This is a genomic window from Streptomyces sp. NPDC058001, assembly GCF_042886315.1.
GTDB lineage: Bacteria > Actinomycetota > Actinomycetes > Streptomycetales > Streptomycetaceae > Streptomyces.
On record NZ_JBHVQT010000015.1, the window covers coordinates 272,849 to 285,944 of the forward strand.

General features: G+C 72.0%; 13 protein-coding genes. 3 read left to right on the top strand and 10 right to left on the bottom strand.

Translation table 11 applies throughout. The annotated features are described in order from the left end of the window. Window positions 1–150 precede the first annotated feature (150 nt). The 3 genes from rplT to infC all read right to left on the bottom strand — a co-directional run bounded on the left by rplT (window position 151) and on the right by infC (window position 1,745). Window positions 151–537, bottom strand: coding sequence for a 50S ribosomal protein L20 (gene rplT / locus ACFVT5_RS34445; protein WP_114626556.1), 387 nt, complete (start codon window positions 535–537; stop codon window positions 151–153). Between the two features lie 104 nt (window positions 538–641). After that, window positions 642–836: a 50S ribosomal protein L35 gene (rpmI, locus tag ACFVT5_RS34450; protein WP_055574739.1), complete on the bottom strand. Its 195-nt coding sequence runs from the start codon at window positions 834–836 to the stop codon at window positions 642–644. 150 nt (window positions 837–986) lie between these two features. After that, a complete protein-coding gene (infC, locus tag ACFVT5_RS34455) occupies window positions 987–1,745 on the bottom strand; it encodes a translation initiation factor IF-3 (protein ID WP_389896240.1) in 759 nt (252 codons plus the stop codon). A gap of 323 nt (window positions 1,746–2,068) precedes the next feature. Between infC and ACFVT5_RS34460 the strand changes: the two genes are divergently transcribed. Next, complete coding sequence (locus ACFVT5_RS34460) at window positions 2,069–2,452, top strand: DUF1844 domain-containing protein (protein WP_389896242.1); 384 nt, start codon at window positions 2,069–2,071, stop codon at window positions 2,450–2,452. A gap of 20 nt (window positions 2,453–2,472) precedes the next feature. Here ACFVT5_RS34460 and ACFVT5_RS34465 read toward each other — a convergent pair whose 3' ends face one another. After that, entirely contained in the window at window positions 2,473–3,201 is a 729-nt protein-coding gene (locus ACFVT5_RS34465) for an SseB family protein (protein ID WP_389896244.1), read from the bottom strand. 207 nt (window positions 3,202–3,408) lie between these two features. On the opposite strand from ACFVT5_RS34465, the gene ACFVT5_RS34470 reads away from it, so the two are divergent. Then, entirely contained in the window at window positions 3,409–4,269 is an 861-nt protein-coding gene (locus ACFVT5_RS34470) for a serine hydrolase (protein WP_389896247.1), read from the top strand. Window positions 4,270–4,365: 96 nt separating this feature from the next. Here ACFVT5_RS34470 and mycP read toward each other — a convergent pair whose 3' ends face one another. Together mycP and ACFVT5_RS34480 are read right to left on the bottom strand one after the other, a co-directional pair. Further along, window positions 4,366–5,550: a type VII secretion-associated serine protease mycosin gene (gene mycP, locus ACFVT5_RS34475; protein ID WP_389896249.1), complete on the bottom strand. Its 1,185-nt coding sequence runs from the start codon at window positions 5,548–5,550 to the stop codon at window positions 4,366–4,368. Further along, window positions 5,547–6,797, bottom strand: a complete 1,251-nt coding sequence (locus ACFVT5_RS34480) for a hypothetical protein (protein ID WP_389896252.1) — start codon at window positions 6,795–6,797, stop codon at window positions 5,547–5,549. Before ACFVT5_RS34480 ends, mycP begins: the two co-directional genes overlap by 4 nt. A gap of 507 nt (window positions 6,798–7,304) precedes the next feature. On the opposite strand from ACFVT5_RS34480, the gene ACFVT5_RS34485 reads away from it, so the two are divergent. Then, window positions 7,305–8,507 carry an amino acid deaminase/aldolase gene (locus ACFVT5_RS34485; RefSeq protein ID WP_389896254.1) on the top strand — a complete coding sequence of 401 codons (1,203 nt, stop codon included), beginning with the start codon at window positions 7,305–7,307 and terminating at the stop codon, window positions 8,505–8,507. 19 nt (window positions 8,508–8,526) lie between these two features. Here the strand turns inward: ACFVT5_RS34485 and ACFVT5_RS34490 are convergent, their stop codons facing one another. From ACFVT5_RS34490 to ACFVT5_RS34505, 4 genes are all read right to left on the bottom strand, one after another. After that, a complete protein-coding gene (locus ACFVT5_RS34490; RefSeq protein ID WP_389896378.1) occupies window positions 8,527–9,465 on the bottom strand; it encodes a DUF2510 domain-containing protein in 939 nt (312 codons plus the stop codon). Window positions 9,466–9,532: 67 nt separating this feature from the next. Continuing rightward, entirely contained in the window at window positions 9,533–10,795 is a 1,263-nt protein-coding gene (locus ACFVT5_RS34495) for a haloacid dehalogenase-like hydrolase (protein ID WP_389896256.1), read from the bottom strand. A 134-nt stretch (window positions 10,796–10,929) separates the two neighbouring features. Continuing rightward, window positions 10,930–11,715, bottom strand: a complete 786-nt coding sequence (locus ACFVT5_RS34500; protein WP_389896258.1) for a 3-oxoacyl-ACP reductase — start codon at window positions 11,713–11,715, stop codon at window positions 10,930–10,932. Window positions 11,716–11,721: 6 nt separating this feature from the next. Beyond that, window positions 11,722–13,092, bottom strand: a complete 1,371-nt coding sequence (locus ACFVT5_RS34505; RefSeq protein WP_389896260.1) for an aldehyde dehydrogenase family protein — start codon at window positions 13,090–13,092, stop codon at window positions 11,722–11,724. Window positions 13,093–13,096 lie beyond the last annotated feature (4 nt).

Genomic DNA, 13,096 nt, shown 5'->3' on the forward strand with positions numbered 1-13,096 from the left:
CAACTGTGTCCGTCGCGACGGCGGTCGGCCACGACGGCGGATCTCGACGGTGCCGAGACAACCCGCACCGCACAACACAGCGGACCCGCAGGTACTGAGCCCACGGGTCCGTGTACGTCTTCGTCTTCTCTGCTGAAGCCCAGCGCAGCGTCAGGCGGCAGCCTTGGGGGCGTTGACGTCCGACGGCAGGGCCTTCTGCGCGACCTCGACGAGGGCCGCGAACGCGTTGGCGTCGTTGACCGCCAGCTCCGCGAGGATCTTGCGGTCCACCTCGACGTTGGCGGCCTTCAGACCCTGGATGAAGCGGTTGTAGGTGATGCCGTTGGCGCGGGCAGCGGCGTTGATGCGCTGGATCCACAGCTGACGGAAGTCGCCCTTGCGCTTCTTGCGGTCGTTGTAGTTGTAGACCAGGGAGTGGGTGACCTGCTCCTTGGCCTTGCGGTACAGGCGCGAACGCTGACCGCGGTAGCCGCTGGCGGCTTCGAGGATCGCCCGGCGCTTCTTGTGGGCGTTGACTGCCCGCTTGACGCGTGCCACTTGTTAACTCCTTGTAGCGGGGCCGTGGTGGTGGTCACACGGCCCGGTATCGATTGGGTCCCGGTCCTGGCGTCGCGGTGCCCCCGTCACCGGGGGCCGCGACGTCACTTGCCGAGAAGCTTCTTGATCTTCTTGGCGTCGCCCGGGGCCATCTCGGCGTTGCCGGTGAGGCGACGCGTCACACGGGACGACTTGTGCTCAAGCAGGTGGCGCTTGCCGGCCCGCTCGCGGAGCACCTTGCCGGAGCCGGTGACCTTGAAGCGCTTGCTGGCACCGCTGTGCGTCTTGTTCTTCGGCATGGCGCCGTTTCTCCTCGTCAGGGGCGTTCCGGTGCCCGGTCGTGAAACCGGGCACGGTGGAACGTCATGTGGATCGGTGGGCATCCCTGGACTGATGTCCCTGGATTCCCGGGACTCGCGTCCTGGGCACCCGGGGTGTGCGCCCCGGGGTCATGCGTCGGCTGAAGCCTCGGCCGGGGCTTCGGCGATCTCCTCGGCCGAAGCCTCGGCGATCTCCTCTTCGGCGGCGTTCTGCGAACGACCCGGGTGGGCCTTCGCGTCCGCCTTGCGGGCCGCCTGAGCCTCACGGGCCTCGGCCATCGCCTCGGTCTTCTTCTTGTGCGGACCGAGAACCATGATCATGTTCCGGCCGTCCTGCTTCGGGTTCGACTCCACGAAGCCGAGGTCCTGGACGTCCTCCGCGAGCCGCTGGAGCAGTCGGTAGCCGAGTTCCGGCCGGGACTGCTCACGACCACGGAACATGATCGTGATCTTGACCTTGTCGCCCTGCTTGAGGAACCGGACGACGTGACCCTTCTTGGTGTCGTAGTCGTGCGGGTCGATCTTCGGCCGGAGCTTCATCTCCTTGATGACCGTGTGCGCCTGGTTCTTGCGCGCCTCACGGGCCTTCATGGCCGACTCGTACTTGAACTTCCCGTAGTCCATGAGCTTGCACACGGGCGGGCGGGCGGTCGCCGCGACCTCGACCAGGTCCAGGTCGTACTCCTGCGCAAGCTCCAGGGCCTTGGCAAGCGGGACAATCCCGACCTGCTCGCCGCTGGGACCGACAAGTCGCACCTCGGGAACGCGAATCCGGTCGTTGATGCGGGGCTCGGCGCTGATGGATCCTCCTCGGTAGCACCACGCGACGGTCTGGCGGACAGCCGCGTAACGTCTGTGTTCGTAAAAGACCTGACCGAGCCGGCGCATGAAAAATGCCCCGGACGATCACAGCGGGGCTCCTTGCTTACCGGAACACCGCCGCGCGGTCGCGGGGCGTACATCGGGCGGGCCACGTCGCATGGGACGGGGCCGCCTGACCGGTGACCCGACACCCGTGAGGGCCGTCAGGTGGGAGAGCGGAGCCTCCACTTGTGGGCCGGACACCTCGGCATGCTTCTGGGGCGTCCGACCGGTCGTTACACCAGGTTAGCAGTTCGGGTCAGGACGGGCCAATCGACGGCGCCGGGCCTTCACCCGTACGCCAGGACCTCACTCGGATGCCCTGTGGGGCTGGGCCTATCGTGTGGGGCATGAGTGACGTCACCCCTGAGAGCCAGACCGAGGGCACCGATGGTCCGGCCCCCGACTTCGACAGTATGACCCGTGACATCGCGGACGTTCCCGCGGTCGAGGTGATCACGACGGTGGCGGTGCATCTGATGAGCGCCGCCGCGGTGAACCTGGGCCTCGCGGAGGATGGCGCGGCCCACAAGGACCTGGACGAGGCGCGCAAGCTGATCCACTCGCTCGCCGGTCTGATGGACGCGGGCGGCACGGAGATCAGCTCGTTCCACGCGGCGCCGCTGCGGGACGGTCTGAAGTCGCTCCAGTTGGCGTTCCGTGAGGCGTCGCTCGTTCCGGACGCGCCGGGTCAGGGTCCGGGCGAGAAGTACACGGGCCCGCTCTACGGGTAGCCCGCCGTCCGACCTACCCGTCATCTGACATACAAGGGCTCGCCCGGTGGGGTGCTGCCGGCCGGCAGGAGTGCCAGGTCGAGGCCGCGTACCAGGCGGGCCCTCAGTGTCTCGTCGGCGGCGAGCAGCCCGGCGACGCGGTGAACGGCCTCGGCGGGCGCGGCCGTCGGGTCGAGGACGAGGGCCAGGGTGCCGTCGGCGGTTCCGCGTCCGAGGTGGGCGCGGAGCACGGCGGGCTCGGCGGCGACGGCGGCACGGACCGCGTCGGTGACGGCGGGGTCGGCGAGCGGGTCGCTGCTGGTGCGGCCCTCGGCGAGGGCGAGCAGGGCGGGTCCGGTGAGTTCGTAGGTGACGGGTCCCGCGAGGTCGAGGACGACCGTGTCGGCCTTCTCGTGCGCGGCGGCCTGGAGCGCCTGGTGCAGCGGTACGGCGACGGGGCGGGCCTCGGGGTCCCAGCGGGCCAGTGCCTCGGTCGAGGTGAACGCGGGCAGGGCGGTGCGGGTGCCCGCCTTGAGGGTGGGGACGGCCATGTCGCTGGTCTTCTCGCGGCGCAGCACGTTCGCGTCCTCCTCGACCTCGCCGAGCACGGCGACCACGGGCACGAGCAGGCGGGCGCCCCTAAGGGCGGCCAGGACGGGTCCGTGGGCCGTGCGGTCCTCGGACCAGGCCGCGAGGGCCGAGGTCAGCCGGGGGTCGGCGGAGCCGTCGTCGTCGGAGAAGCCGGGGTCGGGGATGTTCTTGTTCGCCACGGTGGTCGACCCTACCGAGGCCGGCGCCCGGGGGTATTTCGGGGGAGCTGTCCCGGTGGCTCCCTCATTTTTCTCAGACGGTCCTGATCCGACTCTCATCATTTACACAGGAACACCGCCAAGCATCCGGGCATGTACCGTCACCGGTTTCCCCTCGCGGCGTGCGCGCTCGCTGTTCTTCTCGGCTCCCTCATAGGCTGCTCGGCCATGGACCGCACCCAGTCGGTGGCGGCCACCTCCATGGCGCCGTCGTCGGCGGTCACACGGGTGTCGGCCCCAGCAGGGGCGGGGGCGACCACGGCGGCGGGTGAGGTGAGTGCGGTGGATCCGGACAAGGTGCTCGCGAAGGCGCTGGCGGATGTGCCGACCGAGGGGGACGCCCGGTTCTCGGTGGCGGTGGCGTCGCTGGACGGGGCGGGGGGCGTCGCGCGGTACGGGGGCGGGACGGCGTACGACACGGCGAGCATCGTGAAGGTGGACATCCTGGCGGCGGTTCTGCTGCGGGCGCAGGACGCGGGGCGCCGGCTCACCGACCAGGAGCGGACGTACGCGACGGCGATGATCCGCAGCAGCGACAACGCGTCGGCGAGCGCGCTGTGGGAGGCGATCGGCCGGGCGCCGGGCCTGAACGCGGCGAACGCGCGGCTCGGTCTGACCGGTACGAAGGGCGGCGACGCGGGCCGGTGGGGGCTGACGCGGACCACGGCGGACGATCAACTCAAGCTGCTGCGGGCGGTGTTCGCGACCGGAACGACCGGGACGATCGGCACGGTGCTGAGTGAGGCGTCGCGCGTGTATGTCCAGGATCTGATGGGGCGGATCGTGACGGACCAGGACTGGGGGGTCTCGGCGGCTGCCGACACCGACTGGGCGCTGAAGAACGGCTGGCTGCCCCGGACGACGACCGGCCTGTGGGACATCAACAGCATCGGCCATGTGACGGTGAACGGACACCCGTATCTGCTGGCGGTCCTGTCGGACGGCAACGCGTCGAAGGACAAGGGTGTCGCGCTGGTCGAGCGGGCGGCGGTCACGGCGGTCGGTGCGCTGGCGAAGGCGAAGGTCTGACGCGTCCGACGGCTCCCCGGACCGAGCGGCATGACGGCGGATCCCGGCGACGGTTCCGGTAGCGGTCCCTGGGTTCGGTAGCGGTGCCGGGTTGGGTCAGCGCCGGGCTCGGCGGCCTCGCCACAGGTAGACCGCCGTGGCGAGCAGGGCGACGCCCAGGCCGCCCGCGAGGGGGCCCGCCCAGCCGGTGACGGAGGCGTCGGACGGGTCGTCGGGGCCTGCTCCGAAGTACTGCTCGCCGTACGCGGCGGCCTTCAGTTCGGGTTTCAGCTTGGCGCCCTCGGTGATCGCGGCGGCCGGGTCGACGAGCCCGAAGCCGCGTGAGTCGTCACGGCCGCCGGCGGGGGCGTTGCGGGCCGTGTCCTCCAGGAGCCGTTTGATCTGTGCCGGGTTCAGGTCGGGGTGGGCCGCGCGGACCAGGGCGACCGCGCCGGACACGAAGGCGGACGCCGCGCTGGTGCCCCAGCCCTCGTAGTAGCGGCGGTCCGGGTCCACGAGGACGATGTCGACGCCGGGTGCGCTGACGGTCGCGTACCAGCGGCGGGTGGAGAAGGAGGCGCGGGTGCCGTAGCGGTCGACGGCGGTCGCGGCGATCACGCCCGGGTAGGCGGCGGGGTACGAGATGTGGTCGCCCTTCTCGCCGCCGTTGCCGGAGGACGCGACGACGACGATGCCCTTCTTCAGCGCGTACTGGACGGCGGCGTCCTCGGCCGGTTCGGGGTGGGCGGACTCGGAGTCGTCGCCGAGGGAGAGGTTGATGACGTCGACGTCCTGGTCGGCGGCCCAGCGGATGCCTTCGGCGAGGGCGCCGCCCCGGTTTTCGCGGGCTTTCTTGCGGGACGGATCGTCGTCTTCCAGGATCACCCGGACCGGCAGGATCTTGGCCTCGGGCGCGATACCCATGACGCCGTCGGCAGCGTCGGCGCCATGGCCGTGACCGGCGATGATGCCCGCCATCGCGGTGCCGTGGCCGGCCCAGGACGCGTCGCCGCGCGAGGCACCGAAGCCCACGATGTCCTTGCCGGGCAGGACGTTGCCCTCAAGGTCGGGATGCTGGTCGTCCACGCCGGTGTCGAGGACGGCGACGGTGATGCCCTTGCCCTTGGTGGTCCGCCATGCCTGCTCGGCGTGCAGCGCCTCCAGGCCCCATTCGCGGGCGCGGATGCTGTCGGCGTGCGCGGCCGTGGCGGGCAGCAGCGCGACGACGGTGGCGAGCAGGGCGGCGGCCGTGCCGGTGACGGCGGGCCGGGCGCGGCGTGCGGTACGGGTGAGGACGGTCATGTGTGTTTCTCCGTGGCCGCTGCGACGGTTTTGCGCAGGCCGCGTTCGACGCGGTCGGCGATGCCCTGGGCCTCGTGGCCGAGGCCGGCCTGGGCCGGGGCGGTGCCGGCGCCGGCCTTCATGGCGTCGTCGGCGGGCTGCGGGTCGGTCACGGTCCGTCCGTCGGCGAAGCCGGAGATCGCGTAGACGACGACGGGGACGTCGGTGAGTACGGACAGCGTCCAGGAGGCCCGCTGCTCGTCACCGAATCCTTCGGCCACGGTGCCCTTGGCCGCGTACGGGCGGGGCATCAGATCCTTGCGGCGGTCGAGGCCCTCGTCGGCGAAGCGTTCCCGCAGGGTCCGCATCCCGTCGGCGTCGGCCTTGGTGAACAGCAGTCCCACGGTGGTGACATGGCTGCGTGTCGCGTCCGTGTACGTGGCGCGGAGCAGCCGCAGACAGCCGGCCGGGTCGAGTGCCTTGCGCAGCAGCGGGTCGAAGGCTTTCTCGCAGGTGCTGTCCGGCGCGACGGCGATCCGGGTCCAGGTGCGGTCGGCGCCGCCGGGTCCCGCGCCCTCGCCCTTGAGCACCGGCGGGAAGAGCTGGTCGACGGGGGTGCTGTGCCAGAGGCTGTCGGCGGCGGCGTACGCGTTCCGGGTGTCCGACGCGGCGGTGCTGTCGCCGGTCAGCCAACTCCCGGTCACGGCGCCGCCGATGAGCCCCAGCCCGAGGACGACGCAGGCAGCGGCTGCGGCAGCGCGGGGGCGCACCCGGGGCCCGATGGGGCGCAGTCGGGTGGTGTCGTCGTCGGTGGGGGCGCCGGGTCCGGTCTCGGGCGGCGCGAACGTCACAAAGGGCCGTCCGGCGCCGGGGCCCGGGGTCAGGTCGACGGATCCGACGGGACGGCGGAACGGGCGGGCGGCGGGACGGACCGGGGGCGGAGCGGTCAGCGGGGTGCCGCTCGGCGGTGTGGGGCTGGGGCGGCCTACGGGACGGCCGGTGAGCCTGTCGGTGACCCGGTCGTCGGTCGGGCGGCGCGGCGCCACCACGGGACGCGGCGGCGCGGCGTCGGCCGCCGGGCGGCGCGCGGGCGGCGGCAGGTCGGGGAAGCGGGCCGAGGGCGACGGCGGGGGCGGGGTGGGGCCCGGGACCGGCGCGGAAGATGGCGCCGTGGACGAAGCGGGCGGGGCGGGCGGCCTGGGGGGCGCGGGGGGTGTCTCGTCGACCGGGGTGCTGGGGCGCGGGAGGAGCGTCGGGAAGCGGGGCACCGAAGGGGTGTCTCCGTGCTCGGTCTCGACCGCGTCACCGGATGTGCGGGACGGATCGGTGTCACCGGATGTGTCGGGTGAGACGGATGTGACGGGTGTGCGGGACGGTGGTGGGGGCGGCGGTACCCGGGGTGGCCTGGGCGGCGGTGGCGGGGTCGCGGGGCGAGGAGGGAAGGGGGGCCGACGCGCTTCCGTACTCATGCACCCCCCGTTTCTCGCGTCCGGGCCTCCACCCGGCCGGACTCCTGGCCCCGGGCGCCCTGCCCGGAACCCGTACCGGGCGCCGGATCGGGCCCCACGTCGAAGGCTTCCCGCGTCCGGGCGTCCGCACGCGGGACGCGAAGGTGGCGCGCCCGCGAGGGACCGCTCCGACAGGCCGGTTCCGTTCCCACGTGCGCGTCACTCTACGGGCTGAGCCCCACTGTGCGGGAACCAGTCCGCAGGCCAGGGTGATCTGCCCGGAACGTCCCCCTACCCTGGGGTAATCACGTCTGGCAGGCTGCGTTCATGACTGTCCGTGCCGCCGATCGGGCCCGCTACGACCGGGCCACCGCCGATCTCGACGCCCCCGTCGCGATCGTCGATCTGGACGCCTTCGACGCCAATGCCACGGATCTCGTCCACCGGGCGGGCGGCAAGCCGATCCGGGTCGCCAGCAAGTCCGTGCGCTGCCGCGCCCTGTTGGAACGGGCGCTGGCCCGGGACGGTTTCGCGGGGATCATGTCGTTCACGCTGGCCGAGTCGCTGTGGCTGGCCAGGTCCGGCTTCGAGGACGTCCTGCTCGCCTATCCGTCGGCCGACCGCGCCGCGTACGCGGAACTCGCGGGCGACCCGAAGCTCGCGGCGGCCGTGACCGTGATGATCGACGACCCGGCGCATCTGCGGTTCATCGACGCGGCACGTGACGGCGGGCGTGAGGAGGTGCGGGTCTGTCTGGAACTCGACACCTCGCTACGGCTGTTCGGCGGCCGGGTCCGGATCGGCGCGCTGCGTTCCCCGCTGCGCTCCCCCGCCCAACTCGCCGACCTGGCCCGCTCGGTGGCCCGTACGCCGGGCTTCCGGCTGGTGGGCATCATGGCGTACGAGGGGCATGTCGCCGGCGTCGGTGACGCGGTGGCCGGTCGGCCGCTGCGGTCGCGCGCGATCCGGCTGATGCAGGCCACCGCGCGCCGGGAACTGGCGGTGCGGCGGGCGGAGGTGGTGCGGGCGGTGCGGGCCGTGGCGCCGGATCTGGAGTTCGTCAACGGCGGCGGTACGGGCAGTGTGCAGCACACGGCGGCCGAGGACGCGGTCACGGAGATCGCGGCGGGCTCGGGGCTGTATGTGCCGCGACTGTTCGACAACTACACGTCGTTCAGCGGGCGTCCGGCCGCGCTCTTCGCTCAGCCGGTGGTCCGCAGGCCGGGCGTGGGTGTGGTGACCGTGCTCGGCGGCGGCTATCCGGCGTCGGGGGCGGCGGGTGCCGACCGGCTGCCGGTGCCGTATCTGCCGGAAGGGCTGCGCTACGACCCGCAGGAGGGGGCCGGTGAGGTGCAGACCCCGCTGATCGGGTCGCCCGCGGACGATCTGCTCATCGGCGACAAGGTGTGGTTCCGGCATGCGAAGGCCGGCGAACTGTGCGAGCGGTTCGACGAGTTGGCGCTGATCGAGGGCGACCGGGTGACGGCGACCGTGCCGACGTACCGGGGCGAGGGACACACCTTTCTCTGACCCGGCCTCCCCGGCGGGGCTACGGCGTCGGCAGGGGTTCCATGCTCTGGCCGACGCCACCGCCGGTGTCCGCGTCGTTCACGGACCGGATGCCCTTGGTGATCCGGTCCATGTCGGCGAGCGGCGGTCCGTCGGATCCGGCGTCGAAGACGTACCGGACGATGACCATCGACTCGGTGCCCACGCTTGAGGGAAACGCGAGCGACTGGACGTAACCGCCGGGCCCCAGCTCGGTCTTCACGCGCCAGCGGACGTAGTAGCCGGTCCGTCCGGCCACCGCGACCTGGCCCGCCTTCACCCGCTGGTGCGAGGTGATGCCGTTGAACGGGCGGCGGTCGATGCTGTCGCGGTCGTACCAGTCGTCGGCGGCGTCCTCGATGTCCTTCAGGGCGAGGACGCGCGGGGACTTCTCGTCATTGGCGGTGACCGTGCGGGACATCACCGCGCCGTGGCGGCAGACACCGCTGTCGCCGGGGCAGTCGTAGGTGCCGTCGGTGGACATCACCATGGAGTCGTCGGTGGTGAACTTCGGCCGGACCCAGCCGTCGAGCAGGGGCAGGGTGATGCCGTTGAGTTCGTCGACGACCACCGCCGGGTCGTCGGCCGCGGGTTCCGAAGTCGCCGACGGCGAGGGCGTGTTCTCGTGCGGGGACGCGCCGGAGGACGACGGCTCCCCCGACGTGCTGTCCCTCGCCTTCGGGTCGGTGGTGCCGTCGCCGCCGCCGAGCACCACGACGCCGGTGACGATCGACGCCACGAGGACGACTCCGGCGAGGGTGAGCGCGACCAGCCTGGCCCGCCGCCCGGACCCGTCACCACCCGGCACGGGCACGGGCACCGGCGCCGGAATGGGTGCCTCCGCAGGTGGCTGACGGTGTTCCGTCCATCCGGTCCCGTCCCACCAGCGCTGTACGGACGGTGCCGACGGATCCGGGTACCAGCCGGGCGGAGGCGTCATGCTCATCCCGGCACTCTAGGACGTGCGCCCAAGCGCCGGTACACGGCACCCGTACCCGTACGCGACCTCAGTGCACGGTGTCCCTCTGGTCCGGCACCGTGGAGCCGTCGCGTCGCAGCAGCGGACCGCCGCCGCCCCGGGGCTCGTTGTACGCGGTCGTGGCGCACGGATAGGTGCCGGACTTGCGGGGCAGCGGTGCGATGAACATCGGGTTGACGATCCAGCGGCCGTCCTCGTCGTCGTACGCGCGGCACATCACCTCGGCCTTGTTCCGGTTGAGGACGAGGTGCGCGCCGGTCGCGTCGCCGACAAAGGTGACGTCCGTGTCGGCGTCCCCGGCGCCGAGCGCGATGCGCTGGTGCCACGGCTGCGCCTCCCAGGCGGCGGCGCCGCGGACCCCGAAGATCTCCTGGTTGATCCAGCACCGCTTCCCGTCGATGTACGGGATGGCGTCGCCCCGGCCCGCTGGTACCCCGCCGCAGCCCTCGTTGCGGGGCGTGATGCGGCCCCGGCGGTCGAGGACCGAGCGGATGGCGATGGTGTGGTTCGCGTCGACGCCGACACCCCGGGACCACACCTCGGTCACCGGTTCCGAACCGGCCGACACGATGTAGACGTCGAACCCGGCGCGCTGGAGCGTGCGGATGAGGTCGCGCTGCTGGTCGTAGTAGCGGACATAGCCGGGGATCTCGTGGGTGCCGACGGTCCGGGTGGCCCCGACGGGCGCGGCCAGCGCCTCGGTACGGGCCTTCTCGGTGTACGCGGTCAGCTCGCGCACGGTACGGCCCGTGAAGAGCTGCGGCACCCAGGCGTACTGCGGCACGGTGTGCCGGTGGTTCCAGTCGCCCGCGAATCCGGCGGCGCCGCTCATGGTGCGGCCGTTCTCGCGCAGCTCCCAGATCTCGTCGGCGCAGCGGGTGTTCGTCGCGGTGGGCAGCGGCGATCCGACGGGCACGGAGGTGCCGCAGGCCCGGGTGAGCGCCCGGTCGGCCGCGTCGCTGAGCCACTGGCTGGAGTCGCGCCAGCTCTTCGGGCGGAGGATCTTGTCGTGCCGCAGCGCCCAGCCGAGGGTCGCGTCGGTGACGTCGTTCTTGGTGACGGTGTTGTCCCAGTCGAAGGCGGCGACCGGCCGGCTCCGTCCGCCACCGGAGCAGCTCCCCCGTTCGTCGATCACCTGCTGGAGCCGGTCACGGTTGTCCCCGTACCAGGCGAGGTCCGTGGACAGGCGGGGGCAGTGACGTGCGACGGCCGCGGCCGATGACGGGAGAACCACGGCCGCCAGCGAGGCGGCCGTGGCCAGGACCAGCGCGAAGACTTTTCCGTTACGCATGGGCCGGGACCGTACACGGGTCAAGGGTTCACGGCCGGGAGGCGATGCGGGACGCGCCCCGTCAGGGGCGCGGGGAACTGCGCGACCAGCCACAGCGGGCCCGCACCCGACCGACCACCCCTCCCGGCAAAGCCCTACAGCGGAGTGACGTACGCGCCGGAGATCCCCCCGTCCACAAGAAAGTCCGTCGCGTTCACGAAGGACGAATCGTCACTGGCCAAAAAGGCCACCGCGGCAGCGATCTCCGTGGCCTCGGCGAACCGCCCCACCGGAATGTGCACGAGCCGCCGAGCCGCCCGCTCAGGGTCCTTCGCGAACAGTTCCCGCAACAAAGGGGTGTTGACCGGCCCGGGGCACAGCGCGTTGACGCGGATGCCCTCGCGCGCGAACTGGACGCCGAGTTCCCGCGACATCGCGAGGACGCCGCCCTTGGACGCGGTGTACGAGATCTGCGAGGTCGCCGCGCCCATCCGGGCCACGAAGGAGGCGGTGTTGATGATGGAGCCCTTGCCCTGGCGGCGCATATAGGGGAGGGCGGCCTTGCAGCACAGGTACACGGAGGTGAGGTTGACCTCCTGGACGCGCTTCCAGGCGTCGAGTCCGGTCTCCAGGATGGAGTCGTCGTCGGGCGGTGAGATACCGGCGTTGTTGAAGGCGATGTCGACCGAGCCGTAGGTGTCGTACGCCGCCTTGAACAGCGCCTCGACCTGGTCGGCTGAGGTGACGTCGACCTTCACGAAGGTTCCGCCGACCTCGTCGGCGGCGGCCTTGCCCGCCGTCTCGTCGATGTCGCCGCAGACGACGTGCGCGCCCTCGGCGGCGAGGCGGCGCGCGGTGGCCAGGCCGATGCCGCTGCCCGCGCCGGTGATGACGGCGGTGCGGCCCACCAGGCGGCGGCAGATGTTCTCGGTCTCGGTCATGGTCGTTCAGACCTCCGTGCTGATGAAGACGTTCTTGGTTTCGGTGAAGGCGGTGAGGGCGTCGGGTCCGAGTTCACGGCCGAGCCCGGACTGCTTATAACCGCCGAAGGGGGTCCAATAGCGCACGCTGGAGTGCGAGTTGACGGAGAGGTTCCCGGCGGTGACGGCCCCGGAGACCCGTAGGGCGCGGCCCACGTCCCGGGTCCAGATCGAGCCGGCGAGCCCGTACTCGGTGGCGTTGGCGAGGCGTACGGCGTCGTCCTCGTCGGTGAAGGGCAGGACGACGGCGACCGGGCCGAAGACCTCTTCGCGGGCGGCGGGCGCGTCGGGGCCGAGGCCGGTCAGGACGGTCGGGGCGCACCAGAAGCCGGGGCCGTCGGGTGCGGTGCCCCGGATGGCGGGCTGGTCGTCGGAGAGATAGGAGCGCACCCGGTCCAGTTGGGCGCGGGAGATCAGCGGGCCCATCTGGGTCTTCTCGTCGGACGGGTCGCCGACCACGACGGAGGTGATCCCGGGGGCGAGAAGGTCGAGGAAGCGCTCGTACACCGATGCCTGGACGAGGATGCGGGTGCGGGCGCAGCAGTCCTGGCCGCTGTTGTCGAGGAAGGACATCGGCGCGGCGGTGGCGGCGGCCTCGATGTCGGCGTCGGCGAAGACGATGTTCGGGCTCTTGCCGCCGAGTTCGAGGGTCACGCGCTTCACGCGGTCGGCGCACTTGGCCATGATCCGCTTGCCGACGCGGGTGGAGCCGGTGAACACGATCTTGGCGACGCCGGGGTGTTCGACCAGGGCCTCGCCGGCGATGTCGCCCGTGCCGGGCAGCACCTGGAACAGTCCCTCGGGAAGCCCTGATTCCAGGCCGAGTTCGGCGAGCCGCAGGGCGGTGAGCGGGGTGGTCTCGGCGGGCTTGAGGAGGACGGCGTTTCCGGCGGCGAGCGCGGGCGCGGTGCCCCAGGCCGCGATGGGCAGCGGGAAGTTCCAGGGTGCGATGACGCCGATCACGCCGAGGGGTTCGAGGATCGTGATGTCCAGGCCGCCGGGCACCGGGATCTGACGACCGTTCAGGCGTTCCACTCCCCCGGCCGCGTAGTCCAGGAGGTCACGGGCGTTGCCGGCCTCCCAGCGGGCGTTGCCGATGAGATGGCCGGCCTCGCGGACCTCAAGACGGGCCAGTTCCTCGATGTGCTGGTCGACGGTGGCCGCGAAGCGGCGCAGCAGCCGGGCCCGGTCGGCGGGGGCGAGGGCGGCCCAGGTGCGCTGGGCCGCCGTGGCGCGGACCACGGCCGCGTCGACATCGGCCGCCGTGGCGCCGGCGACGGTCGCGATCACCTCCTCGGTGGCCGGGTTGAGCACCTGGAGGTCGTACGGGTTCGACAAGACG

Bases quoted from the DNA above. Each gene is read 5' to 3' on its own strand.
- ACFVT5_RS34485 (WP_389896254.1), top strand. From the start codon at position 7,305: ATGACTGTCCGTGCCGCCGATCGGGCCCGCTACGACCGGGCCACCGCC.
- ACFVT5_RS34490 (WP_389896378.1), bottom strand. From the start codon at position 9,465: ATGACGCCTCCGCCCGGCTGGTACCCGGATCCGTCGGCACCGTCCGTA.
- mycP (WP_389896249.1), bottom strand. From the start codon at position 5,550: ATGACCGTCCTCACCCGTACCGCACGCCGCGCCCGGCCCGCCGTCACC.
- ACFVT5_RS34460 (WP_389896242.1), top strand. From the start codon at position 2,069: ATGAGTGACGTCACCCCTGAGAGCCAGACCGAGGGCACCGATGGTCCG.
- rpmI (WP_055574739.1), bottom strand. From the start codon at position 836: ATGCCGAAGAACAAGACGCACAGCGGTGCCAGCAAGCGCTTCAAGGTC.
- ACFVT5_RS34495 (WP_389896256.1), bottom strand. From the start codon at position 10,795: ATGCGTAACGGAAAAGTCTTCGCGCTGGTCCTGGCCACGGCCGCCTCG.
- infC (WP_389896240.1), bottom strand. From the start codon at position 1,745: ATGCGCCGGCTCGGTCAGGTCTTTTACGAACACAGACGTTACGCGGCT.
- ACFVT5_RS34470 (WP_389896247.1), top strand. From the start codon at position 3,409: ATGGACCGCACCCAGTCGGTGGCGGCCACCTCCATGGCGCCGTCGTCG.
- ACFVT5_RS34500 (WP_389896258.1), bottom strand. From the start codon at position 11,715: ATGACCGAGACCGAGAACATCTGCCGCCGCCTGGTGGGCCGCACCGCC.